The sequence below is a fragment of the Sphingomonas nostoxanthinifaciens genome (genome assembly GCF_019930585.1).
In the GTDB taxonomy this organism is placed as follows: Bacteria; Pseudomonadota; Alphaproteobacteria; order Sphingomonadales; family Sphingomonadaceae; genus Sphingomonas_I; species Sphingomonas_I nostoxanthinifaciens.
Genome location: NZ_CP082839.1, coordinates 3,787,587 through 3,811,185, shown reverse-complemented (window position 1 = coordinate 3,811,185; position 23,599 = coordinate 3,787,587). Strand labels below are relative to the sequence as shown.

At 65.2% G+C, this 23,599-nt stretch carries 26 protein-coding genes; 22 read left to right on the top strand and 4 right to left on the bottom strand.

Going from position 1 to position 23,599, the window contains the following annotated elements:
- The first annotated feature begins 5 nt into the window (after positions 1–5).
- The 22 genes from K8P63_RS18070 to K8P63_RS17965 all read left to right on the top strand — a co-directional run bounded on the left by K8P63_RS18070 (position 6) and on the right by K8P63_RS17965 (position 21,809).
- The gene (locus tag K8P63_RS18070) at positions 6–2,201 is read left to right on the top strand and encodes a prohead protease/major capsid protein fusion protein (protein ID WP_223797376.1); all 2,196 of its coding nucleotides are present in this window, start codon (positions 6–8) and stop codon (positions 2,199–2,201) included.
- Between the two features lie 59 nt (positions 2,202–2,260).
- The gene (locus K8P63_RS18065) at positions 2,261–2,545 is read left to right on the top strand and encodes a hypothetical protein (RefSeq protein WP_223797375.1); all 285 of its coding nucleotides are present in this window, start codon (positions 2,261–2,263) and stop codon (positions 2,543–2,545) included.
- A gap of 27 nt (positions 2,546–2,572) precedes the next feature.
- Positions 2,573–2,896: a DUF2190 family protein gene (locus tag K8P63_RS18060; protein ID WP_223797374.1), complete on the top strand. Its 324-nt coding sequence runs from the start codon at positions 2,573–2,575 to the stop codon at positions 2,894–2,896.
- 66 nt (positions 2,897–2,962) lie between these two features.
- Positions 2,963–3,226 (top strand): hypothetical protein, encoded by a 264-nt coding sequence (locus K8P63_RS18055; protein WP_223797373.1) that lies wholly within the window; start codon positions 2,963–2,965, stop codon positions 3,224–3,226.
- Positions 3,227–3,232: 6 nt separating this feature from the next.
- Positions 3,233–3,574 (top strand): head-tail joining protein, encoded by a 342-nt coding sequence (locus K8P63_RS18050; protein WP_223797372.1) that lies wholly within the window; start codon positions 3,233–3,235, stop codon positions 3,572–3,574.
- Positions 3,571–4,284 carry a DUF6441 family protein gene (locus tag K8P63_RS18045; RefSeq protein ID WP_223797371.1) on the top strand — a complete coding sequence of 238 codons (714 nt, stop codon included), beginning with the start codon at positions 3,571–3,573 and terminating at the stop codon, positions 4,282–4,284. The genes K8P63_RS18050 and K8P63_RS18045 overlap by 4 nt, the downstream gene beginning before the upstream one ends.
- Positions 4,281–4,727, top strand: coding sequence for a hypothetical protein (locus tag K8P63_RS18040; protein WP_223797370.1), 447 nt, complete (start codon positions 4,281–4,283; stop codon positions 4,725–4,727). The genes K8P63_RS18045 and K8P63_RS18040 overlap by 4 nt, the downstream gene beginning before the upstream one ends.
- Positions 4,728–4,738: 11 nt before the next feature.
- The gene (locus tag K8P63_RS18035) at positions 4,739–5,686 is read left to right on the top strand and encodes a phage tail tube protein (RefSeq protein ID WP_223797369.1); all 948 of its coding nucleotides are present in this window, start codon (positions 4,739–4,741) and stop codon (positions 5,684–5,686) included.
- Entirely contained in the window at positions 5,679–6,254 is a 576-nt protein-coding gene (locus K8P63_RS18030) for a hypothetical protein (protein WP_223797368.1), read from the top strand. The genes K8P63_RS18035 and K8P63_RS18030 overlap by 8 nt, the downstream gene beginning before the upstream one ends.
- Positions 6,251–6,448 carry a DUF7697 family protein gene (locus K8P63_RS18025; protein ID WP_223797367.1) on the top strand — a complete coding sequence of 66 codons (198 nt, stop codon included), beginning with the start codon at positions 6,251–6,253 and terminating at the stop codon, positions 6,446–6,448. The genes K8P63_RS18030 and K8P63_RS18025 overlap by 4 nt, the downstream gene beginning before the upstream one ends.
- Positions 6,449–6,450: 2 nt before the next feature.
- A complete protein-coding gene (locus K8P63_RS18020) occupies positions 6,451–9,738 on the top strand; it encodes a phage tail length tape measure family protein (RefSeq protein ID WP_223797366.1) in 3,288 nt (1,095 codons plus the stop codon).
- Positions 9,739–9,740: 2 nt separating this feature from the next.
- Positions 9,741–10,343, top strand: a complete 603-nt coding sequence (locus tag K8P63_RS18015) for a hypothetical protein (protein ID WP_223797365.1) — start codon at positions 9,741–9,743, stop codon at positions 10,341–10,343.
- Positions 10,340–10,981, top strand: a complete 642-nt coding sequence (locus K8P63_RS18010) for a hypothetical protein (RefSeq protein WP_223797364.1) — start codon at positions 10,340–10,342, stop codon at positions 10,979–10,981. The genes K8P63_RS18015 and K8P63_RS18010 overlap by 4 nt, the downstream gene beginning before the upstream one ends.
- Complete coding sequence (locus K8P63_RS18005) at positions 10,978–11,421, top strand: DUF6950 family protein (RefSeq protein ID WP_223797363.1); 444 nt, start codon at positions 10,978–10,980, stop codon at positions 11,419–11,421. Before K8P63_RS18010 ends, K8P63_RS18005 begins: the two co-directional genes overlap by 4 nt.
- A complete protein-coding gene (locus tag K8P63_RS18000; protein ID WP_223797362.1) occupies positions 11,418–11,921 on the top strand; it encodes a hypothetical protein in 504 nt (167 codons plus the stop codon). The genes K8P63_RS18005 and K8P63_RS18000 overlap by 4 nt, the downstream gene beginning before the upstream one ends.
- Before the next feature lie 360 nt (positions 11,922–12,281).
- A complete protein-coding gene (locus tag K8P63_RS17995) occupies positions 12,282–16,310 on the top strand; it encodes a hypothetical protein (RefSeq protein WP_223797361.1) in 4,029 nt (1,342 codons plus the stop codon).
- 7 nt (positions 16,311–16,317) lie between these two features.
- Positions 16,318–16,899, top strand: a complete 582-nt coding sequence (locus K8P63_RS17990) for a DUF4376 domain-containing protein (RefSeq protein WP_223797360.1) — start codon at positions 16,318–16,320, stop codon at positions 16,897–16,899.
- A 45-nt stretch (positions 16,900–16,944) separates the two neighbouring features.
- The gene (locus K8P63_RS17985; protein WP_223797359.1) at positions 16,945–18,579 is read left to right on the top strand and encodes a GDSL-type esterase/lipase family protein; all 1,635 of its coding nucleotides are present in this window, start codon (positions 16,945–16,947) and stop codon (positions 18,577–18,579) included.
- Between the two features lie 456 nt (positions 18,580–19,035).
- Positions 19,036–19,299: a hypothetical protein gene (locus K8P63_RS17980; protein ID WP_223797358.1), complete on the top strand. Its 264-nt coding sequence runs from the start codon at positions 19,036–19,038 to the stop codon at positions 19,297–19,299.
- Entirely contained in the window at positions 19,289–19,837 is a 549-nt protein-coding gene (locus K8P63_RS17975) for a hypothetical protein (protein WP_223797357.1), read from the top strand. Before K8P63_RS17980 ends, K8P63_RS17975 begins: the two co-directional genes overlap by 11 nt.
- Before the next feature lie 425 nt (positions 19,838–20,262).
- Positions 20,263–20,961 carry a glycoside hydrolase family 19 protein gene (locus K8P63_RS17970; protein ID WP_223797356.1) on the top strand — a complete coding sequence of 233 codons (699 nt, stop codon included), beginning with the start codon at positions 20,263–20,265 and terminating at the stop codon, positions 20,959–20,961.
- A gap of 137 nt (positions 20,962–21,098) precedes the next feature.
- Positions 21,099–21,809, top strand: a complete 711-nt coding sequence (locus K8P63_RS17965) for a Pam3-gp28 family putative phage holin (RefSeq protein ID WP_223797355.1) — start codon at positions 21,099–21,101, stop codon at positions 21,807–21,809.
- 63 nt (positions 21,810–21,872) lie between these two features.
- Here the strand turns inward: K8P63_RS17965 and K8P63_RS17960 are convergent, their stop codons facing one another.
- The 4 genes from K8P63_RS17960 to K8P63_RS17945 form a co-directional block, all read right to left on the bottom strand.
- Positions 21,873–22,124 carry a hypothetical protein gene (locus K8P63_RS17960; protein WP_223797354.1) on the bottom strand — a complete coding sequence of 84 codons (252 nt, stop codon included), beginning with the start codon at positions 22,122–22,124 and terminating at the stop codon, positions 21,873–21,875.
- Positions 22,121–22,474, bottom strand: a complete 354-nt coding sequence (locus tag K8P63_RS17955) for an addiction module antidote protein (protein ID WP_223797353.1) — start codon at positions 22,472–22,474, stop codon at positions 22,121–22,123. Before K8P63_RS17955 ends, K8P63_RS17960 begins: the two co-directional genes overlap by 4 nt.
- Entirely contained in the window at positions 22,471–22,758 is a 288-nt protein-coding gene (locus K8P63_RS17950) for a type II toxin-antitoxin system RelE/ParE family toxin (protein ID WP_223797352.1), read from the bottom strand. The genes K8P63_RS17955 and K8P63_RS17950 overlap by 4 nt, the downstream gene beginning before the upstream one ends.
- Positions 22,759–22,933: 175 nt before the next feature.
- On the bottom strand, positions 22,934–23,431 hold the full coding sequence (locus tag K8P63_RS17945) for a hypothetical protein (protein ID WP_223797351.1): 498 nt from the start codon (positions 23,429–23,431) through the stop codon (positions 22,934–22,936).
- Between the last annotated feature and the right edge of the window lie 168 nt (positions 23,432–23,599).

Here is a 23,599-nt window from a genome sequence, read left to right as displayed (position 1 = left end):
CCACCATGGAAAAGCCCGACACGCCGCAGGAGGCTGCGGCGGAACCCACGCGCGCGCCCGAGCCGCGCACTGCGAACGGCCCGCTGCCACCGCCAGCGAAGGGGCGCACTGTGGCGATCGTTGGTGCCGGCGCCATCGCCGGCGCCGCTCTTGCCGGCATGCTGACCCGCGACGATCCCGGCCAGCGTCCGCAGCCTGACGCGGAGGAGCGGCGCCAACCGCAGGCGGGCGGACGCGGCACGCGCAGCCTCGATCTGACGCCCGGCAGCTACGATGCCGCCGCCCATACCGTCGAGGCGGTGCTGTCCGTCGGCTCGCCGGTCACGCGCTATTATTTCGTCGAAGAGCTGGAGATCAGCTCCACCGCAATCGACCTCACGCGGGTCACCGGCGGCGTTTGTCCGATCCTCGACTCTCACAATCAGGGCGACACCGGCGCTCAGGTCGGCCGGCTGGTCGAGGCTCGTATCGAGGGCGGCCAGCTCGTCGGTCTGATCCAGTTCGACCAGACCGATGCGGGGCAGGCGCTGGAAGCGCGCGTCGCGCGCGGCGAGCTTCGCGCCATCTCGATCGGATACCAGGTCACCACCTGGCAGATCACGTCCACTCCCGGCTCCGCCGATCTCGAAACGTGGCGCGCTGTCTCGTGGCAGCTGCTCGAGGCCAGTTTTGTCACCGTTCCCGCCGATCCGAACGCCGTGGTTCGATCAGCACCGGGCAATGCACACGGCACCACCCACCAGGAGAATGATATGTACCGGAACGCTCCGGGCGGCGGTGTCGCCCACCCAAATGCCAACCGCGGCGCAGCGCCGGAGACCCCGGCGGCCGATACGACCGTCGTCGTCGAGCCGAATGGCGAGACCCGTACCGAGCCGCACGGTCACGCGCCGGTCACGCCGCTGGCTGCCCCCGCGCCTGCGGTCACCGCTTCGCGCATCAGCGACCTGTGCGGTCGATCGACGGCGCTGGGTAGCGACTTCGCGCTGGAGCTGATCCGCGCGAACGAGACGACCCCGATGAACGAGGCGCAGCTGCTGGCGCGCGTCAACGAGCGTCTGCTCGATCCCTCGCGGCATACGATCGATGCGCGGGCCGGCGCCGCCGGACACGAGAGCGAAGGTTTTCGGCAGGCGATGGAGGATGCGGTCACCCTCCGCGCGAACCCTTCGCTGCGGCTGGAGGACGTCGCCGGCCGCACCCACGACCAGCGCGTCGCCGACGCCCGTGAGTTCCGCGGCATGACGATGATGGAGATGGCGCGTGACTATTGCGGCCGCACCAACGTCACCATCCGCGGCCTCGGCCGGATGGAGATTGCGGGCGCCGCACTCGGCATGCAGCGTTATGGCGCGCTGACCACCAGCGACTTCGCCAATGCGCTCTCCACCGCGTCGAACAAGCGCGTGCGCGCCGCCTTCACCGCGGCACCGCAGACGTTCCGACCGATCATCAGCACCGACACCCTGCCCGACTTCAAGCCGACGCAGCTCGTCGGTCTCGGCGACGCGCCGTCGCTGCTGGTCGTTCCCGAGAATGCCGAGTTCAAGCGCGGCGGCCTGACGGACACCGGGCTGTTCTACAACCTGACGACCTATGGTCGCATCATCGCGATCACCCGGCAGGCGATCGTCAATGACGACCAGTCGCTGTTCAGCCGCATCCCGACCATGTTCGGGCGCAAGGCAGCGGACCTCGAAAGCGACCTGGTGTGGGGCATCGTCATCAGCAATCCGACGATGTCGGACGGCTATGCGTTGTTCTCGACCCAGCACGGCAACCTGATGACGGGTTCGGCGATCACGATCGACTCGATCGGGCTCGCGACGCAGGCGATGCGCCAGCAGACGAGCGCCGAGGGCGGCTATCTCAGCATCCAGCCGTCCTTCCTTATCGTCGGGCCGGCGAAGGAGGCCGAGGCACGCAAGCTGTTCTTCGTCGATCCGCAGCTGAACGGGAATTACTTCTCGTCCACGCTGACGCTGATCGTCGAGCCGCGCATCACCGGCAACCAGTGGTTCCTGGCGGCCGACCCGGCGGCGTTCGACACGATCGTGCTGGCGCATCTGCTCGGCCAAGAAGAACTGTTCACCGATACGCGCGTCGGCTTCGACGTCGACGGCATCGAGAACAAGGCTCGCCTCGATGTCGGGGCGGCCGCGATCGACTGGCGCGGTCTCGTCAAGAACCCCGGCAACTAAGCCGCGGCGCAACCTCAAATGGGGGCGCCGGGTGATCCCGCGCCACCGGGAGACAGAACATGCAGGAAGTTATTCTCAAGGGCCCGCGTGTCATCGACGGCCAGGTTCGCTACCCGATCGAAGGGCCGATCCCGGTCACCGACGACGAATATGATCGGCTGCTCGAGGCAGGCGTCATCGACACCGACGATGATCATGACGGCGAGGACGCCGATGGGCTGGAAGACATGACCCTCGCCCAGCTCAAGGTCATCGCCGACAAGGAAGAGGTCGATCTCGACGGCAAGTCCCGCAAGGCCGACATCATCGCCGCCATCCGCGCAAAGCGCGCCCCGGCTGCCTGAGCCGCCGGATAGGAAGGAGCATCCACCATGAAGAACTTCGTTCACCCCGGCGACAACGTCAGCTTTGTCGCACCCTACAACGTCACGAGTGGCCAAGGCGTTCTCGATGGCGTCGAGTTCTCCGTCGCCTCGACCGATGTCGCAGCCGGTGCCACTGGCCAGGGCGTCACGCGCGGCGTGTTCACCCTGCCGACGGCCGCCGTGGCGGTCGTGCGCAAGACCGTCGCATATTGGGACAACGCCGCCCGTGTTGTCACCAACGTCGCCGGCGGTAACACCAAGATCGGCATCTTCCAGGCGTCGGCCGCCACCAGCGCCGGCGCGCCGGTCAAGCTGATCCCCGTCATCTGACAAGGTCCCTGACCTGACGGGCGCTGCGGCTTCGGTCGTGGCGCCCGTGCCATTTGGAGCACCGCCATGAAGAGCATTCAGCTGCTCGACGATGTCGTCATCGCAGGCGTGCGCCGCACGCCCGACGACGATCCCTTCATGCTCGACACCGACGCCGCCAATGCCCTCATCACCGCCAAACTGGCGGAGGAGAGCGACGACCTGGACAAGATGAAGCTCGACGAGCTGACCGCGCTTGCCGCGGCAGAGACGGTCAACCTCGGCGAGGCCAGCCGCAAGGTCGACATCGCCGCCGCGATCCGTGCCCACCGCGCGCTTGCCGCCGGCTGATCCAGCGTGTTCGATCCTTTCGCCTCGGCATTGGTCGCGCTGTTCCGCGGGCCAGGGTCGGCCGAGGCGATCTATCTTCCACCTGCGAGTTCCCCGGTGGCGCTTCGTGTGATCCGCGGCAGCAGTACCAAGGATGCCGACTTCAACGGCGGGTCGATCGAGGTCGACGTCAATTCTGTCCAGATCCTGCGCTCCGATATCGCGATGCCGGTCGCGGGCGCGCTGCTGTCGTTCGTCACGCGAGACGACACTGGAGCGATCGCCAGCCATGAGGACTTCACGCTTCAGGGCGGACCCAGGTCGGACGTCGAGCGGCTGACCTGGACCTGCGATTTGGAGCCGCTGTGAGCTTCAAGCTGAAGGCGCAGATGTCCGGTCTCGCCGAGGCGCTCGACGCGGCCGACATCAAGGCTCGGATGGATTCAATGAAGGCGATGCGACGCGCCGGCGAGGGCATGAAAGACGACCTGCGCGACCAGATGCTTGCCGCTGGCTTCTCCGACCGCTTTTCGAAAACGTGGCAGGATAAGGTTTATCCTTCGGCCGGATCGAGCCTGACGCCCGCCGCTTTGGTCTTCTCCAAGGCGCCCGGCATTGTCGACGCCTATGCGCGTGGCGTCACGATCATCGCGAAAGCCGGCCGCCGGCTGCTCGCCATTCCGACCGACGACACGCCGCGCAAGGGGTCAGGCGGCCAAGCACGCCAACCTCGCGCCAAGACGCCGCGCGAGGTTGAGGCGCAATTCGGCCGCCGCCTCCGCTTCGTTCCCGCCAAGAGCGCACAGGGGTCGCATGCTCGCAACGGCACGACCCGGGGCGCTGTCGGCTATCTGCTGATGGACAATCTGGTTGCCCGCAAGGAAACGGGCCGGTTTCGCAAAGCGAGCGTCCGCGAACTCGCCGGCACCAGCCGCAACAAGGCGCGCCAAGTGCAGGCTGTGGTGATGTTCGTGCTGGTGGCGTCGGTCCGCATTCCGAAGAAGCTGGATCTGCAGACCGTGCTCGATCGTGCCGCAGCGACCCTGCCGCAGCTTCTCGCCGAGGAATGGAGCGCATGAGCCTGCAGCTCGACATTCTTGCGGCGCTCAAGGTGCTGGCACGCTCAGCACTGCCCGCCGCCGACGTCGACATCATCGCGCCCGAGGATGATCTGCCAGCCGCGGATCGGCTGTCGCCCGATGGCCGCATCGTGATCGAATATGGCGATCCGGGCGAGCCCGAGATCGATCTTTGCCCGCCGACCTACAATTACGAGCATCAAATTCCCATCGGCTTCGCCGCCAGCAAGGCGATCGGCGGAGACAGCGCGGTCCGGGCAGTCGCCTCAATGATCGACTCCTTCTCGGCCGCGATTGCCGCCGATCGCACGTTGGGCGGGCTGGTCGATTATCTCGACGCTGCGGCGCCCGCCATCGACGACATGTTCACGCCCGGCGCCACGCCGGCGCGGGAAGCACAGGTGGTGCTGACCGCGATCTACGCCACCACCCGCCCGCTGTAAGGAGAACCACTATGGGACGCGCACGCGGTTCAAACGCCCTGCTGACGGGCGCTTTCGAGACGACTGCCGGCGTCGCGCCCGGCCCTGGCTTCGCCAAGATGCCCTTCGTCAGCCACACGCTGGGCGAAGAGCGGCCGCTGATCGCGTCCGACCTGCTGGGTCAGGGGCGCGAGCCGCAGGATCCGACGCCGGACGTTGCGACCAACACCGGCGACGTCGTCGTGCCGGTCGACGTTCGCAACTTCTGGTATTGGCTGAAGCTATTCTTCGGCCAGCCGGTGAGCGCCGCCGGTTCCGGCGCGGAGACCGTGCACACGTTCACCTCGGGCCTGCTCGCGCTGCCGTCGATGTCGCTGGAGATCGGCTCGCCCGAGATCCCGACCTACAGCACGCACTATGGCGCGCGCGGCAATCAGCTTAAGATCAGCCTCGCCCGGTCCGGCCTTCTCAACGCGACGTGCAGCCTGATCTGCATCGGCGAAAGCGATCCCAGCGCCACCAGCATCTCCGGCGCGCCGACGACCAAGGCAACGCAGCGCTTCCCGCAGGCCACCGGCTCGGTGAAGAAGGATGGCGCCCAGCTGGGATCGGTGGTCGCGGCCGATTTCACCTTCACGAACAACCTCGAGACCGTCGACACGATCAAGTCCGACGGCCGGATCGAGGACAGCGACCCCGGCATGGTCGGCATGTCGGGCTCGGTGACCGTCCGGTTCAAGGATACGGTCCTGCTCGCGGCGGCCAGCGCCAGCCCGCCGACGCCGGTCGAGCTCGACTTCGGCTGGACGAGCGGCGCGCATAGCCTGATCTTCTCGGTGCCGCGCGTATTCCTGCCGCGCCCGAAGCGCCCGATCTCCGGTCCGAACGGGATCCAGGCCGTGTTCAACTGGCAGGCCAGCGGGGCGGCTGCAGCCAGCGTCATCGCGACCCTCACCAACGACATCGCGTCCTATGCCTGACGCAGCCACGCCGCAGATCGCGGTCAAGCTGGTCGCGTCGGGCAACGAATGGCTCGGCGAGATCGTCAGCAACGATCCGGAAGACCCCCGGCCGTTTCTTCTGCCCGGCGTGCGCGTGGAGTTCGCGCCGATCGGCCGGAAGGCGGTGCGGGCAGCTCGCGACGCTGTTCGCGAAGCGCTCGGCCTCGACGAAACCGATCTGGTCGGCGCGGCGGACGCGCTATCCGAGGAACTGATCCGGCGCGGCATCACTGCGTGGGAAGGCGTCGGCGATCAGGACGGCAACGTCATCCCGGTGACGCCCGACGCGGTCGCGATCTTCCTCGGCGACATCGGCCGCTTCGAGGCCGCCGATCGCATCTATGTCCGCCCATGGTCCCGCCGGGACATGGAGGGAAACGTATCCGCCGGCTCGCCGATTGGCACTTCGGCGGAGGCGACGCCGGCGGACGATATTGCCATCTCTCCTGCGGCTACGGAGGGGCAACCGGAAGCCCTCGCTGCGAAGCGTGCCCGTACCGCGAGCACGAGCCGGCGACCGAAGAAGGCGAAGCCGTCTGGGAAGTGATTGTCGGCTGCGGCTCGCAGCTGCGCGTGGGCGGGTTCGGCGTGCCGTTCGCGCTCGATTTCGGGGCCGTCATGGCCGTCGGAACCGCCCGCCGTGTCGATCTCGATTTGCTGGCGGCGTCCCTGCCGGCGGCTGAGGCTGCGATCCTTTCCGGCCGCGACGACTGTGCCACCGATGACGAAGAGGAGGGATGACGATGGCGAGCAAGCCCGGTGTGTCCCTTCGTCTCGGCATGGACGGCAAAGAGGAGATCAAGTCCGGCTTCGCGGAGATCGGCGCGAGCGGCGAAGCCAACGCACGGCGTGCGTCGGCGGCTTTCGAGCGCGCGGGCGACGACATCGCGCGCGCCACCGCCCAGCAGGCCGCCGCCGCGCAGAAACTGGCGGCCGCCGGCGTCTCGACGCCAGGTGCCAACCAGAACCAGCAGGTGCTCGACTATCGCGCGTTCACGAAGGAGATGGCCGAGCAGCAGCGTCAGGCCGACGCGCTCCGGAACGCGATCGACCCGCTTCGCACGGCTCAAAAGCGTTATGACGACGAGATCGCGCTTTCGTCCAAGCTGCTCGCCTCGGGAAAGATCAACGAGCTCGAGCACGCCGCAGCAGTTCAGCTATCATCCAAGGCGCTCGCCGCTGCGCAGCGTGACGTCGAAGGCCACACTGCGGCGATGGGGCTCAATCGCACGCAGACGGTGATCGCTCAGTCTGCGGTCATGCGGTTCACCGACTCGCTCATCGCGGGTCAGTCGCCGATCCGCGCCTTCGCGCTGGAAGCGCACAAGATCGGCGAGGTTGCGGCATTCGATGACGGAGGTGTCGCGGGCGCGCTCGAGAAGGTCTCGGCCATTATCACCCCGACGACGATCGGCATTGCCGCAGGCACGGTCGCCTTGATCGCCGGCGCAGCGGCGTGGCTGTCCTACGACGACGCCATGAATAAGTTCGCATCCCTATCGTCGGGCGTCGGCGCGGTTGCGGGCGTCACCAAGGATCAGATGGAGCAGATCGCCGAGGCAGCGGCGAGCGCCGGCGATATCACCGTCGGCACGGCGCGCGAGTTCGAGACGGCATTCGTCCAGACCGGCCGCATCGGCACCCAGGTCCTGCCTGGCCTGATCGCGCTGGTGAAGGATTATGCGGCCGCGACCGGCGAAGATGCCAAGGAGGCGGCGAAGGAATTGGCGGCGGCGTTCGCCAACCCCGCCAAGGGTGCCGAGGAGCTTGCGACCAAGATCGGCGCGCTCGACGCCAGCACCGTCGCCTATGTCCAATCGCTGGTGGAGTCCGGCCGCGAGACCGACGCGCAGATCGTGCTGCTGAAATCGCTCCAAGACGCGGCGGGCAAGGCGTCGACCAACATCAATGGCATGGCGTGGGCGTGGCGAAACGTTACCACCTTCGCGTCCGAAGCCTCGACCTGGCTGGGCAAGGCGATCGAGCAGGCGCTGTCCGGCGGCTCCGCCGTCGAGCGGCTGGCCAACCTCCAGGCGCAGCGCGCTCGCGCGATGCGCGACAGCTACGGCATGGCCGACACGTCGGATTATGACCGTCAGATCGCGGCGCTCCAGCAGCAGCTTGCCGCCTCACAACAGCGCCAGAACAGCGCACGGGCGCGATCGGAGGCGGCGCCCGGCTTGAAGCTGGTCGACAGCTTCACCGGCGACGATAAGCTGGGCGAACTGCGAACCAACCTCGCCGCGGTGAACAAGCTGCTGGTCGACAACGGTTCGGCAGCCGGCCTATCGGCTGATCAGCTCAAGGGCGCCCGCGAAACGCAGGATGCCTATACCCGCGCGATCCAGTCCTATTTGTCGCCTGCCGAGAAGCAGCGGCAGCTGGACGGCCTCGATGCCCAGATCGCGGCCGCCCGAACGCCTGCGCAGAAGGCCGCGCTCGCCGTTCAGAAGGAGCGGGTCGAAAACGCCGGCAAGGTCATCACCGCCGCACAGGCCGAGGCTGACGCGCACTCCAAGGGCGCTGCTGCCTTGGCGACCGCGAGCAAGGCTGGCGAGAAGCATGCCGACACGATGGCGCGCGACGCCGCGTCGATGGATGCGAACATCGCGGCCACGCTCGCCCTCGCCGACGCCTATCTGAAGGGGGGTGCCGCGGCGATCGAAGCGGAGGCGCGCCGCAAGGCCCTGACCGACGCCACCAAGAAGGGGATCGACGTCGAGGCGGAGATCCGCCGGCAGCTCGCGCTGAACGTCGCCGAGGGCATCGCCAACGGCGCGAAATCCGTGTCATTCCTGCGTGACGAGCTCACCGCCCGGAAGGCGGCGAACGACAACGTCGCTGCCGGCACGCTTGCGATGGCCGATCTCGGTCATGCGCTGTCCGACGAGGCTGCGCTCCGTCCGCTGCTGACCCTGCGGACGATCGCCCATGGCGATGCGCTCAAGAAGCTGACGGACATCATCACGGCCTATCGGGCGGCGCTCGCGGCTGCCCACGAGGAAGAGAAGCGGACGGCCGCGCTGACCGCGATCGACGCCACAAATAACAGCATCTCCGGGCTGCAGGATCAGGCGGAGTTCGCCGGCGATCGGACCGGCGCCGGCCAGATCGAGATCGCGCGCCGCGCAGCGCAGCGCGACAGCGACAAATATGGCGCCAGCGCCGGTGATGTGGCCGCCGCCAAGGTGCGCGAGGCGGAGCAGAAGCTGGCGACCGACCGGAAAAAGTACGCGTCGGACGAACTAAACAGCCAGAAGGACGCGCTCACCCTTTCGCAGGCCGATCTCGCCAGCGTTACGATGGGCACCGACCAGCGCCAGAAGTATCTCGACCTCGTCAAGAAAACGGTCGACCTGCAGGGCAAGGGGATCGACCTCAACAGCGACGACGCGAAGGCGATCCTCGCTGGTGTGGCCGCGCAGGATGACATGACGGCCGCGGTGACGCGGCTCTCGAACGCGATGCAAGAGGTGCGCGACTTCACCTCCACGTTCATCGACGACCTCGCCTCCGGCAAGAACATCGCTCAGGATCTGGAGCAAGAGTTCATCAAGCTCGCCGCGCTCAATCCGCTCAAGAACCTGATCAACGGCAACAGCAATCTGCCGACGCTGGGATCGGTGTTCAGCCTGCTCGGCAAGTCGGGCGGCGCCGGCGACTTCAGCGGCACCGGGCTCAGCCTCGGCGATATCGACACGACATCGCTCAGCATCCCCGGCTTTGCTACAGGCACCGACGATGCGCCCGGCGGGCTGGCCTGGGTGGCGGAGAACGGTCCGGAGCTCATCAACCTGCCGAAAGGCGCGAGCGTGACTCCCGCGCCGCAGACGCGCCAGATGCTGGCCGCGAACGGCAATGGCGGAGACACGCACATTCACGTTTACGCGCAAGACGCCGTCCTGGCCGATACGGTTCGCGGCTGGGTTCGCGCTGGCGTCGAGGAGGCATCGACGCGGGGCGCCTACGGAGGTGCCCAGATGGCGCGCGCCAACGATGTCCGGCGTGCCGCGCGCCAGATCCGGCGCTGAACATGGCTTTTATCCTCCTGCCTTCGTCTCCGCTGCCCCAGTCGGCCAATCCGAAGCCGATCGACTATGGAATGTGGCAGCAACCCATCGCCGGCGGCACGACGACGCGGCTCGATCGGTTCGGCAATCGGTTCAGCATGGATGTTGTGCTTCCGCGGCTGAAGCCGGAGCCTGACGGCCGCATCTGGGTCGCGCGGCTGCTGCAGGCGATCAACCAGGACGTGCAGCTGGCCTTCCCACAGATGGGGCTCAATATTGGCGTGCCCGGCGCCCCGGTTGTTGACGGCCCCGGACAGGGCGGCCTCGCGCTCGCCATTCGCGGTTTCTCAGCAGGCTATCACGTCCGCGAAGGTCAGTTTTTCAGCTTTGTGGACGCCGGTGGCCGGCCATATCTGGAAATGTCGACGGCCGACGTCGTCGCGGACAGCGCGGGGAAAGCGGTGGTGCCGCTCTATCCGATGCTTCGCACATCACCCTCCGATGGCATCGCGCTCAATTTTGCCGCTCCGGTGATCGTCGGCCAGCTCAGCGGCAACGAAAACGGCTGGACGCTCGAGCGTGCCGGCACCCGCGGTCTTCAGTTCACGATCACGGAACGCAAATGAGCGCACTCTCCCCCGGCCTCGATAATGCGCTGACGCAGGAGCGCGCGCTGATCGCCATGCTGATCCGCGCCGAACTGCCCGGTCATACCATGCGGCTGCTCGTGGGCGGCGCAGGCGCGATCTCGTGGGGGTCCGACGTGTATTCCGACGTCGATCCCATCTTCGGCACGATCGCCGCGATGGACTCGTTCGAGGATGGCGCGGGGGATGAGGCGCCCGACTGGAGCTTCTCGATGTACCCGCCGAGCAACAGCACGGCCGCCCAACTCTGTTCGCCGACATATCAGGAAGCGCCGGTCTACGTGTACCTCGCCGCATTTTCGCCCTTCACCGGGCTGCTGATCCCCGATCCCTATCTCTACCAGAGCTTCCTGTGGGACGTCGGCACGCTGATGCCGGATCGGCAAAAGCGCGAGGTCGACATCCAGTGCGTGTCGATGTTCGAGCGTCTGCTCGAGGACGATGAGGGTGCGCGCCTGTCCGACGCATTCCACCAGAGCATCCACCCCGGCGAAACCGGCTTTGCCAACGTCACCGGCAACGAGCGCGATATCTACTGGGGCTTGGCGACGCCGCCAGCCGGCGCGGTCGTCACCGGCTACGGCTATGCAGGCGTCGACGGGGGGTTCGATCGGTGATCGCGCGCCCGCCCACCCCGCTCGAAATCCGGGTGGCGGCAGCCCAGCAGCTTCTGGACGCCTGGAAGGGCCGACCGTTCGACTGGAAAGCGAAAAGCCACTGCGCACGCATGGTGGCCGAGCACCTGCGCCGCATGGGCTATACGCCACCGCTCGCGAAGGCCGGACCTTTTTCGACTGAGATGGGCGCCCTGCGCGCGCTGCGCCGGCTCGGGGTGCATAAGCTGGGCGATGCGGTCGATCTGCTCGGCGTCCCTCGCATCGCGCCGGCGGCGGCCCTGCCAGGCGATATCGTCGAACTGACGAGCGCGAGCCCGCTCGGCTGCCTCACGGTCGCGCTATCGAATGGCCGCGTGCTAGGATTCGTCGACGATCACGAGGGTGTTGCGGTGTTGGAACCGCTGCAGTTCGAAGCGGCATGGAGGATCGATCCACGATGAGCGATGATCCGAAAGAGCGCTGGCGCGCGGTTATTGATAGTCAGATGTCGGCGGCCACCGCTGACGCGGCCGACCGAGTTAAGAACCAGCTCGCATTGGCGCAGGAGGCGCTGAAAGCGCTCCTGATAGCCAACGGCGGCGCGATGGTCGCGCTGTTCACGTTCGTGGGCAATGTCCTGTCGCGCGCTCCGACAGTGCGTTTCGACTTCCACAATCTGCGGGTTGCGTTCTGCTTGTTCGTGATCGGCTTTACAGTCGACCTGATCGCCTACGTGCTGGCGTTCATGTCGCAGGACCGGTTTTACAACACGTCGATGGCGGAGTTGGAGCGGCTCCGGTCAGCAGCCCTCATCGACCAACCGATCCTTGATCAAGCGAAAGAGTTCAAATTAATCGGCCAAGGCTTTGGCTATTATTTTTGCGGGCTCGGGTTGGCGCTCGTGTCGGTCATTTCTTTCGCCTTGGGCTCGGTTTTTGCATTGGCTGGCGTGCTCGTATGATCAGCGGTCAGGACGCGGCGCGCAGCCCAATATTACGCTTTCCGGAATCCACGCTTTAATTGCGGTTCCGCTCTCCAATTCTTGAACATCGACGCGAGCGGCAGTTTGGCCGTTTCCTAGTCCGCCCATCCACACAAACATTTGAGACTTAGGCCGATCTGCTTGCCGATAAATCATCGGCGGTTGATATCCTCGCAGATCGATCAGGCATCGCTCAATCTCAGATGAACTTCGTGTCGAGATATAGCTAGCCGTTGGCGGCCGATCGTCAAATTTCGAGATGGGTCCGCCTGCGACTGCAGCGATAAACATTACAATCATCGAAAATTCTTCCTCGCCACCGAAAGGCGGTAATGCCTTATGGCCAAAGCTTTGAAAACCGCCGCGCTCGTGGTGGGCGCGGTGGCGCTTGTCGCGACCGGTGTCGGTGCCGCTGCAAGCGCGGGGCTTATTGGGGTCGGGATCGGCTCTTCGGCCACGGTCTTGGGCGTCACGGCCGGCACTCTTTCGACCATCGGCACTCTCGCGGGCATTGGCGCCGCCGTGCTAAGCGTCGGCAGTTCGCTGCTCACCAAGACGCCGCCCACTACCATCTCGGGCAATCAGACCAAATTCACCGCTGCGATCGATCAGGGCATCCCCTACGCTGTCGGTCGCACCGCCATCTCGGGCTTCATCGTCCATCGCCAGACGTTCGACTGGTCCAATTCGCAGCCGCAGAACGCCTTCCAGACCTTCTTCGGCATTTGGTCGTGGGGTCGATCGAAGAACGACAGCAACGCCGTGTTCCAGGTGGAAGGCAACCCGGTCACGTTCGGCGGCGACGTCGGCAACGATGTCGCGCAGGGCGGCTATAACGATGGCCACAACACCGGCTGGATGTGGCTGCGCTGGCAGGACGGCACGCAGACGGAAGCGGTCAAGGCTACCGGCTTTTACCCTTACCCCGCCGGATGGTCGGCCAGCTCCAAGATGTCGGGCTATTCCGACTTCGCGTGGACGCTGAAGTTCGACGAGAGCGGCAAAGCGTACCCCGGTGCGGTCGTGCCGCAGCCGCGGCGGATCGACGAGTGGAACACGGTCTACGATCCCCGGCAGGATAGCACCTATCCCGGCGGCTCGGGCACGTGCCGCGCGCTGGACGAGAGCACCTACGTCTGGTCGCGCTGCCCCGCGCTGCATGCTCTGACCTGGGCGCTGGGCCGCTGGGACAACGGCAAGCGCATCCTCGGGATGGGCATGGCACTCGCCGCGATCGACGTGCCGGCCTTCGTGCAGGCCGCCAACGTCCATGATGTGAATGGCTGGGAGGTCGGCGGCGTCGTCTACTCGACCGACGGCAAGTGGGACGTCATCAAGAAGATGCTGGCGGCGGGCTCGGCCGAGCCGCTGCAGCTGGGCGGGATGCTCAGCTGCACGGTCGATGCGCCGCGCACCAGCCTTGCGACGATCACCGACGACGACATCATCGGAGCCTGCACGGTGCCCGGCGGCGCTCGGATGCGGGACCGCATCAATGGCGTGATCCCGACCTGCCGACTGGAAGATCACGATTGGCAGCTGGTGCCTTGCGCCAAGGTTCAGGTCGACTCTTATGTCGCGGCCGACACGCGGCCCCGCACGAAGGCGATGACGTGGGAGCTTGTTCAGAGCGCGAACCAGGTGGCCGAGCTTGCCACCTACGCCATCTGCAATAGCCGCGAGATCGACGGCATCGTGGTCCCGCTCAAGATCCGATGGATCGGCTATAAGGGCGGCGACGCGCTCACGATCCAGTCGCCGACGTTGGGGATGGAAAGCCAGCTGGTGGTGGTGCGCAAGCGCCAGCTCGAGCCGACGACGGGCGCGGTGACGCTGACGATGCGGTCCGAAACGGCCGAGAAGCATCCATTTTCGCTCGGCAAGACGACCACGCCGCCGCCGCAGCCCGCCCTGCAGACGGTGGACCGGACACAGCTGCTCATCCCCGGTGTCAGCGCTTCGTGGAGTGCGACCCGTGACGACAACGGAAAGCGGCCCGAGGACAACGCCACCAATACCGCCGATCCGACCAGCCCGTGGGGCGACGCCGGCCAGAAAGTGGCCGACGCGATCGCGGGGATCAAAGCGGCGGAAGACGGCGTGGCGTCGCTGGTCGCAACCTATGGGACGACCGTTGCGGCTACGACCTCTGCGACCGCCGCTGATAACGCGAGGAAGGCTGCCGAGGCAGCGCGCGATACGGCTGTCGGTGCATCGGGCGACGCTGCGACGCAGGCCGGTCATGCGCAGGGCTATGCGCAAACCGCGACCGACCAGGCTGGCGCCGCGGCGTACTATGCCAACCTGTCTTCGCAGACGAGCGCCGGAGCGCTCGACCAGAACCCGTTCTTCGTCAAATGGGACGATGCGACCCAGCCGCCCGCCGGATGGGCGTGGTGGGATGCGTCGGCCGGCATTCGCCGCGACACTGGCCAGCAGGGGCGCCCCTACGCGGCCGCCTTCGATCCCATCGCCAACCAGAATGCTGGTATTCTGCAGTTCGTTACAACGACGTTCGGCGCCTACGTGATCGAGGTCACCGGCCGCGCCACGAATTGGAACGGCGCCGGGCTCCTGCTGAACTGGCTCAACCCCTCGGGCCAATACATGGGCGAGGCACGGATCAACTGTGGCGGGGAGAAGGACAACTCGGGCTGGCTGAGCAATGTCGACGGCGGCGGTGGCACGTACCAGCGCACCTGGTCGAAGCTGTTCACCACCCCGATCGACGGCAACGTGCGCAGCTTCGTCCTGTACGCTATGGCGAACTGGGAAGGGTTTGAGGGACTGCAACCCAGCGGCGTGACTGTGCACCGCGACGCCAAGTCCATCTCATTCGACAGCGTTGTCTTCCGCAAGGCGACGCAGCCGGAGATCGACGCCGGCGCGGCGCTGTCGGGGCTGGGGGCGAAGGCCGATATTTCATACGCCCAGCAGGTCGCGACCGACGCGGCCGGCAATGCCCTGACCGCCGCGCAACAGGACTTCAACTCCAAGTTCTCGGGTACGGTCAGCACGCCACTGTTGACCGCCATCAACGGCAAGGCGTCGATCGCCGATGTCAACGCGAGCCTGCTGGATCAGGTCAGCACCGGCGCCGGTCCGCTGGGCGCGGTGGTCAGCCGCACAAGCACCCTGGAGGCCAAGTTCCGGGCCGGTTCGACCTGGAACATGGTCAAAAACTCGGACTTTTCGAATGGCTTGGCCAACTGGAATATCAACGGCGGTAACTGGGCCACTTACGTCGACCCTAATGTCGGGCCGTTCGTCGCCCACGCGCCGGGTAACGGCAATCCGCTGTTCCAGGACATTCCGATCTACGGAAATACCGATTACGCGCTGAGCTTCGAAGGCAATAGCCGTCAGGTCGGAAACCCCCAAAACTCCTACGTTCGTGTCCAATGGTGGGACCTGGTCAACGGCGGCGGCTTCCTTGGCGATGGCGTCGGGCAGGTGCTTTACGGCACACCGCAGGACGCCTGGAGCGGCCGGATGGAGGTCTATGCCGGTCATAGCCCGGCGAATGCGACCCACGCCCGCATCCTTTTATACACGGGCGATTATTTCGACGTCTCGCGCATCCAGTTCCAGCCGGGTACGCGCCCGACCGCCTACCGTCGCGACAACGACCAGGTCGATGTCAATGCGCGCCTGACCACGGCGCAAGGAGTGCTGGCCACGCTCGACGGCCGCACCACGGCTTACTTCCGCGTCGGCGCCTATTCGAGCGCGGGCGAAGCGCTCCTCGATCTGGTCTCGGACTCGCTGGCGGGCACGCTGTTCCGGATCCGCGCGGGCACGATCGTGCTCGACGGCGACGTGTTGGGGACCGGCACGGTCCGGGCCAAGGCGTTTGTTACCGATCAGGGTGTCGATCTGGCGGCGATCGTCAACGGCACCTTCAGCTTCGATCTGGTCGGCAATCAGGGGTTGAGCCAGACCCTCAACAACGGCGAACAGACCGGCGTCGTCGCGATCAGCGGCGCCGGCAACTTCAACGGCGCTCAGATGGTGATCGTCGACGGCGCTTGGCAGTACAGCGGCCCGACGGGCTCGACGGGAAGCCCGGACTTCGTCACCTTCTCGTCGTACCTGCAGGCGACGTTCGTCTGGTCGAATAACGGCGGTGCTAGCTGGAACGCGTTCGGCAGCACCGACTATCCGGGGACCGGCGTCGTCTCGACCGTCAGTTGGGGAACCGGCACGTTCAACGTCAACAGTCCCAAATACTATTTCGGGGACAACGTCATCATCGGCGTCATCCTGCGCAACGTCAGCAACGAGAATGGCCACGACAGCCATGGCCAGAACATGCCGATCAACGTGTTCGGCATGAGCTACCGCGCGCGCTTCATCACCCTGAAATAGGTGCATCATGGCCCAGCCGGCGCAGCTCAATTATGTCCTGTGGGACAGCGCACTTTTAATCACGGTCCGAAGCACGGTCGTCGTCAATGCGGCCCATCTGCCGCCGGCCGCTCCCAATACCGAATGGGTGGCGATCGAAGGCGACGCGATGACGACGTGCCTGGCTATGGTGGCCGGCGTGCGGACGGAGGTGCCGTTCGCGCTGCCTGCGGCGGTGGCGCTCGACGTCGCGCGCGTTGCCGCGTGGGCCGATGCGCTCGCCTACCGCAATGCGCGCCAGACCGGCGGATGCCTGACGCCGCTCGGTCGGGTCGACACCGACGCGGATAGCCAGCGCAAGATCAGCGGCGCTGCGCTCGCCGCGTTGATCGCCAAGAGCGCAGGCCAAGCCTTCTCGATCGACTGGACCATGGCCGACAACAGCGTCGTCACTCACGATGCCGCCGCCATGATCGCGATGGGCATGGCGGTCACCCAATATCTCGACGCCTGCCAGAAGGCGGGCACCGCGAAACGCGAGCAGATCGAGGCCGCGGCCGACGAGGCCGTGCTCGCCAGCATCGACGTAACCACCGGCTATCCAGTCTGATCCGCCCGCCGGTCCGCCGGCACTTCTTCTTCCGAAAGGACGACAATGACCAGCCACGCCGCGCGTCGTTACCTGTTTGGCACCAGTCTCAGCACGGGGCCGACGCTCCCGTCTGTCGACCAGCAGCGTATGGCGACCGTCTCGAAACTCCAGCGTGTGATGACGGCCGCGCAGACGAACAATCCGCGCGACATCGCGCCGCTGGGGATCGTGCCCGTCTCGTCGCTGGCGCCGTCGCTGACGAACGAGGTGACCTATCAGAACAATCCCGGCGTGTTCGAGGTGCTGGGTGGCGTCCCGTTCGTCACCACCGACCCGGCGATGTTCATTGTCGGGCAGGCGGATGACACGCCGAACAACAATAGCAGCACTGCCGCCTTCATGCCCAACAGCCAGCCCGTCTGGCAGTATGCAGGCAAGTGGAACATCTCGATCGCAAACACCCGCTATATCGAGGTCGTCACCCGCGAGAATGCCAGTCCGCTCATGCGCGTATGGGTCAACGGCCGCCTCGCGCATGCGACCCGTGCAGGCTATGCACCAAACCCCGGCGGCAGCGGCCTCGTCTACACGAAGTACGACCTCGGCGCTGTCGGCACCTATGAAATTGCCGTCGAGATGCATACGTCGATGCGCTTCAAGGGCATCCGCGCCGACACGGGAGCGATCTTCTCGAAGCCGACGCGCGCCGATACCGTCACGATGGCTGTCTTTGGTGACAGCTACAGCGCAGGCGTGGCGAACAACTCGCTGCGCGGCGACGACCTGATGAACAATTTGGCGCAATATTTGGGCGTCAAGAGTTCGGTTACGGCTGCCATCGCGGGGTCGGCGCTGGCGATCACCAGCAACCTGATCAAGATGATCCCGCAATTCTATTCCGACTTCGTCGTCCCGAACCTCAAGCCGGCGATCGATCCCGACATCATCGTCATCGCCGCAGGCTACAACGACACAGAGAGCGCGGGCATCAGCACGCCGGCCGCCTACGCCTTCTGGCAGCAGGTCCGAGCAGACTTCCCGCGGGCGCTGATCGTCGTCGTCGGCATGTGGGGCGGCGTTATCCAGGTTCGCACCACGCTTCAAAATCGCGAGGAGGCATTCCGCGCCCAGTTCAACACCTGGGCCGACCCCTTCTCGATATTCGTTCGCTCGGTCTATGCGCCGGGCTCGGCTGGCGACTTCGGCTGGCAGATCGGCACCGGCTATGTCGGCACCCCGAAATATGACGGCATCAACGACTACATTCTTTACAGCGACCGCAATCACCCGACCGACGGCTACGATCAGTTCAACGGCAACTGGTACATGTCCACGAAGGCGCGCGACGCCGTCATTGAGGGCATCAACAACCTCGGCGCGACCTACAATCCAGCGGGCACGCAGATCCCACGCTGGCCGCTTAGCCTTAAGCTGGCCGATCCTTCGGGCGCACCGCCTGCTGCAACGCTTAACGCTCCCTACCTGCTCGCAACGATGGCAACAGGCGGTGCGGTCGCACGCACCTTCTCGATGAAGGCGGGAAGCCCAGCGCTCCCGACCGGCCTGACGCTGAACCCGCGCGCGGGCCATTGGACTGGCACGCCGACGGCAGCGGGGACCTATGGCCCGTGGACGCTGACCGTGACCGACGGCGTTACGTCGACCGACCTGACCATCCCTCCGATCACGGTGAGCTGACGAAATGGGGCGCGGCGGTCCAATATCGCCGCGCCCCATCCCTTTGCCCCAGCGACTCGCTGAGGGGTACCCATAGTCGGGATGGGATGTGCCGGCGACCTCGCCGTGCACGTATTATCCAGAACGGATGCAATGAAGCGCGCCTGAGCGGGAGGCCGAGGGCGCGCTTCACCGACAAAGCGCTGGATGCGCATCCTTATCAACGACCTCGCTCGCCGCGCCTTTAGCTAGTCGAGCGTATCAACGGAGATGTTTGACGACGACCCGGTCACAAGCCCGGCATCGTTGAACGAACGTCCCGAAGCGCGCCGTGGCGCGGATCCGCCAACGATGAAGTCCGAAATAACAAAGTAGCTTCATGCGTATCCCCCGGACCGGATCGATCACCGGAACTTCCACAACGCTGCAATCGAACGTGGGCCGCCAACCCTTCAACATAAACTCTGAGAGGCCTGTATGCTCACGCCCGAATACCTTTTGCGCTGCGCGAGCATCGGTGCGTGGCTGATCTGTCTCGGATCGCTATCGCCTGCTGTCGCTCGCTTGCTGATCGCAAAGGGCCGATACCTTGATCCGATCTGGGCGATCGCCTTTCTGCTGGTGCTCAATCGGCTGTCGTTCCTCGCCCGCGTGTCCTCCACGTTCTCGCTCGTCACCGCCCTGTTCCTGGCGCTTGTTATGGCCGGCTTCTCGACCTGGTATCAGCGCCATGACGCCTGAAGGCATCGAGCCCGCAAAGCAGGCGGTGCAGCATGTCGCCGTCACCGGCTTCTCGTGGTCGGCAACCCTGCTGACCGTTCTCAACCTTCTCGTAGGGAGCGCGCTCGTGACGTGGCTCAAGCTGCGACCGAAGATGGCAGAGATCGAACAAACCGCGGATGATCGCTTGCTCACGACGTTGACGACCCGCGTGGAGCAGCTCGAGCGTAAACTCGATGAGGAGCGACAGCTGGCTGCATCTGATCGGCGGTCCCTTGAGCAGAAGCTTGAGGCGGAACGCCAAAGGCACGAGGCCGAAATCGCACTGCAGCGGCATCGGGCCAACAACTCGGACCAATGCCTCGATGCGATGATCTTGCTGCTCAAGAACGCCGACGAGTTGCCGGAAAAGGTGAAGCGGGCGATCGCGTCCGTCGAAGAGATGCGCGCGCGGCAAAAGGCGGAGGAGGCTTTGGAAAAGGGCGCGATCGCGGGAGCTAAATTGGCGGCGGTCGGACCGCAGGCCGCGCTCCCGGAACGTGCCCCGCCGGCCGCCTAAAAGGGGGGTGACCGGCGAGGCACTCCCGCCGCACAGGGGAGCACGGACGGGTCAGCGCGGCATATCGCAAAAGCTGATCGCGCAGCAATACAAAGGATTGCAGAAACCTTCTGCCGAGACAGCGTTGGACGCGGCATCGACGCGTCAACTCAGGACGGCGCCGTCGCGAAGATGAGCGCAGAGACCCTGTAATTTATGGCCGCAGACGCCCCGCCGCAGCATCCTCCCCCAAGGTGAGCGACGGAGCGTCACAACAGCCGGCAAATCGCAGCTGCCGGATCGGTCGATTAGCATACATATATTAGTTTCGGAAACGCCCCGCTGACCTTCGTGGAAAAGGCCAGCGGGGACGCCGGAGGCGAGCATCGGGGGCGAAGTGCTCAGCCTCGCGCTCCAAAACATTCGGCTTTAACTTGGAGTTCCGCATGATCGACTGGAAGGGCATCGCCCAGCCAGCGCTTTCGCGCGCCGGCTATTACGCGGGTGCGACCGACGGCGACGATGGCCCGAAGACCTATACGGCGGTGTTCGCCTATGCTGCCCAGCGGCCGGCCGACATCACCATCGCCGCAATCGGCATGGCGGCGGCGAAGTGGATCAAGGGTGATCCGATCGCGCAGACGCCCGCGCGGCTCGCCGAGTTCGTCGCGCAGACCTGCAACGAGACCGGCGGCTTCACGAGGTTCGAGGAGGATTTGCGCTACTCGGCGGCGGCCTTGCTCGCGCAGTGGCCCACGCACTTCACCGCTGCGCAGGCGGCGGCCTGCGTCGGGCGGCCGGTCGACATCGCCTGCCGGGCCTATGGCGGCCGTATGGGCAACGTTGCGCCACCGGCGAAGGATGGGTGGCTCTACCGCGGTCGGGGCATGCTACAGCTGACCGGCAAGGCCGCTTATGCGCGTTTCGGCCAGCTGGTCGGGCTCGACCTTGTCGGCAACCCCGATCTGGCCGCCGACCCGGCCGACAGCCTCGTCATCGCGCGCGAGTTCTGGCGCGCGGCCGGCGTCAACGCCGCTGTCGACGCCGGCAACTTTGCGAAAGCGCGCCAGCTCACCAATGGCGGATCGATCGGCCTCGCAAATGTCGCGGCGATCCGCGCGCGCCTGCTCCGCGTCTTGGCCTGACGGAAAAGCGGCGGCCGTACTCCACACTACCAACACGGACTGAAGCCGGAGCGCGGGTGCTTACCCCTCACCGCGCTCGACATGCCCCGTGTTGAGACGCCGCCGCGTGGCAACGTGCTCATCTCATGGAGAAATTTATGTCCGACCTTCCCGCGCCGGTCGCCACGGCCGTGCATGCCCTGCTCGCGTCGCTCGTCCGTCACGCCCTCGTCGCCGCCGGCTCCGCGCTGGTGACGCGTGGCATCGTCGACCAGGGCGCGGTCGACGGTTTCATCGCCACCATGGTCGAGACGATCGTCGGCACGCTCATGGTCGCCGGCGCCACCGGCTGGGCACAGGCGCGCGCCTTCCTCTCCCACACCCGCTGGCCGCCGCATGGGCGGCGCTCAACGTCGAGCCCGCATCTCTTCCCGCCGCTGCCGCCGGTCAGGCCGGCAGCGCTGGCCCCGTCGCCTGACCTTCAATCGGAGAACATCATGTCCAAGCTTTTCGTCGGCTTCCTCAATTCCGCGCAGCTGACTGCGCTCCACGCCGCCGGCCACGCGGTCGAACAGTTCGCCCTGTCCGAGACGCAGAAGGTGGTCGCCACCCTCAAGGCAACCTCGATCGGCGCCACCGTCACCGCCGACATCAAGGCGCTGAAGGACTCGACGCTGACCGGCGCTGAGAAGTTCGAGCAGGTGGTGACGAACACCGCGCCGCTCGTCCTGTCCTATGTCACCGGCGGCGGCCTTGCCTCGCTGGCCTCGGACGCGGCCGACGTCGCGCGCGAGCTCGTGCAGTCGCTCTACAATGACGTGGCGTCGGCGCTGAAGGTTGCCGCTGCGCCGGCGGCCGCTGCCGCCTGACCCAAACGGCGGAGGGGCTTAGCGCTCCTCCGCCAACGCGGCATCGAACATGGCCAGCCCCCGTTAGCCGCCGATGCTGGCTAGGGCGATAACGGGCGCGTCCTGGTCAGCAGATATTTGCACGAATGGCAGACCCATTATCCTTCGATCGCCACCATCGGCCACGTTGTAAGCCAGAAAGCCGTTGTGCTCCGCCTCAATCTCAATCGAGATTAACGCCTCGCGCTTGATCTCCCAATGTGTTGGCGTGCGGCCCTCGGCAGTGACATCCGCCAACAGTTTGCGCATCTGCTCGATCATGGTCGGTTCGGTCATGCTGCCACCCGCGGCTCGATCTTGATCTGCAAGTCGAGCGCCTTCAGTACCTTCATGACGGTCGCCAGCGTTGGATTGCCGTCGGTTGCCAACGCGCGATAGAGCGCCTGTCGCTTCATGCCGGTATCCCGCTCCATCTGCGTCATGCCGCGGGCGCGCGCGATGATGCCAAGAGCGTGTGCGAGATAGCCCGCGTCGCCCTGCTGGATCGCATCCTGTAGGAGTTCGGTCTGTGCGGCCGGCTCTTTGAAATGCTCGGCGCTGTCATAATCGATCAGTTCGGTCGTCATTTTCCAACCCTCCGGTTTGACTACTGCCCAGCCATCCGGCTTGGGGGGCGGGAGGCTCAATCGAGCCCCGCCGCCAGTTCTTTCGCTTTCCTGATGTCGCGCTCCTGCGAGTTTTTGTCGCCACCGTTGAGCAGGATCACCCATTCGTTGCCGCGCTTCACGAAGTAGACCCGATAGCCGGGGCCGACATCGATGCGCAGCTCGCCGATGCCGTCGAAGAACTTCACGTCGCCCAGCAGGCCGGCCTCGACACGGGCGATCCGGATCGTGACGGCGCGCGCTGCGCGCTGATCCTTCAGGCCCTTGAGCCACTTTGCGAACAGGGGGGTCTGCTTCGTCTTCATACGTCGTATATAAGCGACGCATCGTAATACGTCAACATATAAGTGACAGATTGTCGGGCTTCGGGAGGATAAAAATTTTACAGCGCCCGGCTAAGCTTTTGAAAAGAAGGGCCGATTTTCGCGTGATTTTACACGAAGCGCCGCAGAAAACTGGCAAATCTGGTAGCTTGGAAGGCTATCTATTTGCCCTATATTTTCGCTTTCGGTACTTTTTCCGCATACGTATTACGTTGATGGAGAGGGTCCGCACCGCTTGCGCAGAAACAAAGGAGCCGCTCAGGAACAAGAGCGCAAAGGTTAGGTTTATGAACCTGGCCAACATCATGATCTTAAAATATTTATGTCCGAATACATGCGCGTCGGCGAACGGATCGAACTGACCGAGGATTCCTATCAGCGCTCCAGCTATCGATAGAGCAAATAGACAGGCCGCCATCGCGAGGTAGGCGGCGTATAGATTTATGTCGTTCGCACATTGGATCGATCTGCGAGCAAGTTGGAACTTAGTGCGTTCGTAAGCAACCTTGATTGAGGTGTGATAAGCATTTGCGCAGAAATTCCAAACCGCGCGCAAACTGACCGCAATCAGAACGATGCCCGATATCAGGGCAAACGCGTTTGCGGCGGCCTGAATAAGGGTGTTCTTAGCAAATAGGATTGTGATTGCTTCCATGTGCCCCCCCCGTATGCGCGTGTTATGCGTTTACGCGCACTCAGGTTCAATCACACAGAGACACGTCCGCTGGCCGTAGGCTGAGCGGGGGTGCCGTGCTTGCAACACGGCAACCAACGGGAAGAGAGCCCGTCACGCGCGGCTGGCCTAGCCGCTAACGCCCCGCAC

Excerpts from the sequence above, each read along its gene's own strand:
- K8P63_RS18070 (WP_223797376.1), top strand. The coding sequence starts at position 6 with ATGGAAAAGCCCGACACGCCGCAGGAGGCTGCGGCGGAACCCACGCGC.
- K8P63_RS18065 (WP_223797375.1), top strand. The coding sequence starts at position 2,261 with ATGCAGGAAGTTATTCTCAAGGGCCCGCGTGTCATCGACGGCCAGGTT.
- K8P63_RS18060 (WP_223797374.1), top strand. The coding sequence starts at position 2,573 with ATGAAGAACTTCGTTCACCCCGGCGACAACGTCAGCTTTGTCGCACCC.
- K8P63_RS18055 (WP_223797373.1), top strand. The coding sequence starts at position 2,963 with ATGAAGAGCATTCAGCTGCTCGACGATGTCGTCATCGCAGGCGTGCGC.
- K8P63_RS18040 (WP_223797370.1), top strand. The coding sequence starts at position 4,281 with ATGAGCCTGCAGCTCGACATTCTTGCGGCGCTCAAGGTGCTGGCACGC.
- K8P63_RS18035 (WP_223797369.1), top strand. The coding sequence starts at position 4,739 with ATGGGACGCGCACGCGGTTCAAACGCCCTGCTGACGGGCGCTTTCGAG.
- K8P63_RS18030 (WP_223797368.1), top strand. The coding sequence starts at position 5,679 with ATGCCTGACGCAGCCACGCCGCAGATCGCGGTCAAGCTGGTCGCGTCG.
- K8P63_RS18020 (WP_223797366.1), top strand. The coding sequence starts at position 6,451 with ATGGCGAGCAAGCCCGGTGTGTCCCTTCGTCTCGGCATGGACGGCAAA.
- K8P63_RS18015 (WP_223797365.1), top strand. The coding sequence starts at position 9,741 with ATGGCTTTTATCCTCCTGCCTTCGTCTCCGCTGCCCCAGTCGGCCAAT.
- K8P63_RS18010 (WP_223797364.1), top strand. The coding sequence starts at position 10,340 with ATGAGCGCACTCTCCCCCGGCCTCGATAATGCGCTGACGCAGGAGCGC.
- K8P63_RS18000 (WP_223797362.1), top strand. The coding sequence starts at position 11,418 with ATGAGCGATGATCCGAAAGAGCGCTGGCGCGCGGTTATTGATAGTCAG.
- K8P63_RS17995 (WP_223797361.1), top strand. The coding sequence starts at position 12,282 with ATGGCCAAAGCTTTGAAAACCGCCGCGCTCGTGGTGGGCGCGGTGGCG.
- K8P63_RS17990 (WP_223797360.1), top strand. The coding sequence starts at position 16,318 with ATGGCCCAGCCGGCGCAGCTCAATTATGTCCTGTGGGACAGCGCACTT.
- K8P63_RS17985 (WP_223797359.1), top strand. The coding sequence starts at position 16,945 with ATGACCAGCCACGCCGCGCGTCGTTACCTGTTTGGCACCAGTCTCAGC.
- K8P63_RS17980 (WP_223797358.1), top strand. The coding sequence starts at position 19,036 with ATGCTCACGCCCGAATACCTTTTGCGCTGCGCGAGCATCGGTGCGTGG.
- K8P63_RS17975 (WP_223797357.1), top strand. The coding sequence starts at position 19,289 with ATGACGCCTGAAGGCATCGAGCCCGCAAAGCAGGCGGTGCAGCATGTC.
- K8P63_RS17970 (WP_223797356.1), top strand. The coding sequence starts at position 20,263 with ATGATCGACTGGAAGGGCATCGCCCAGCCAGCGCTTTCGCGCGCCGGC.
- K8P63_RS17965 (WP_223797355.1), top strand. The coding sequence starts at position 21,099 with ATGTCCGACCTTCCCGCGCCGGTCGCCACGGCCGTGCATGCCCTGCTC.
- K8P63_RS17960 (WP_223797354.1), bottom strand. The coding sequence starts at position 22,124 with ATGACCGAACCGACCATGATCGAGCAGATGCGCAAACTGTTGGCGGAT.
- K8P63_RS17950 (WP_223797352.1), bottom strand. The coding sequence starts at position 22,758 with ATGAAGACGAAGCAGACCCCCCTGTTCGCAAAGTGGCTCAAGGGCCTG.
- K8P63_RS17945 (WP_223797351.1), bottom strand. The coding sequence starts at position 23,431 with ATGGAAGCAATCACAATCCTATTTGCTAAGAACACCCTTATTCAGGCC.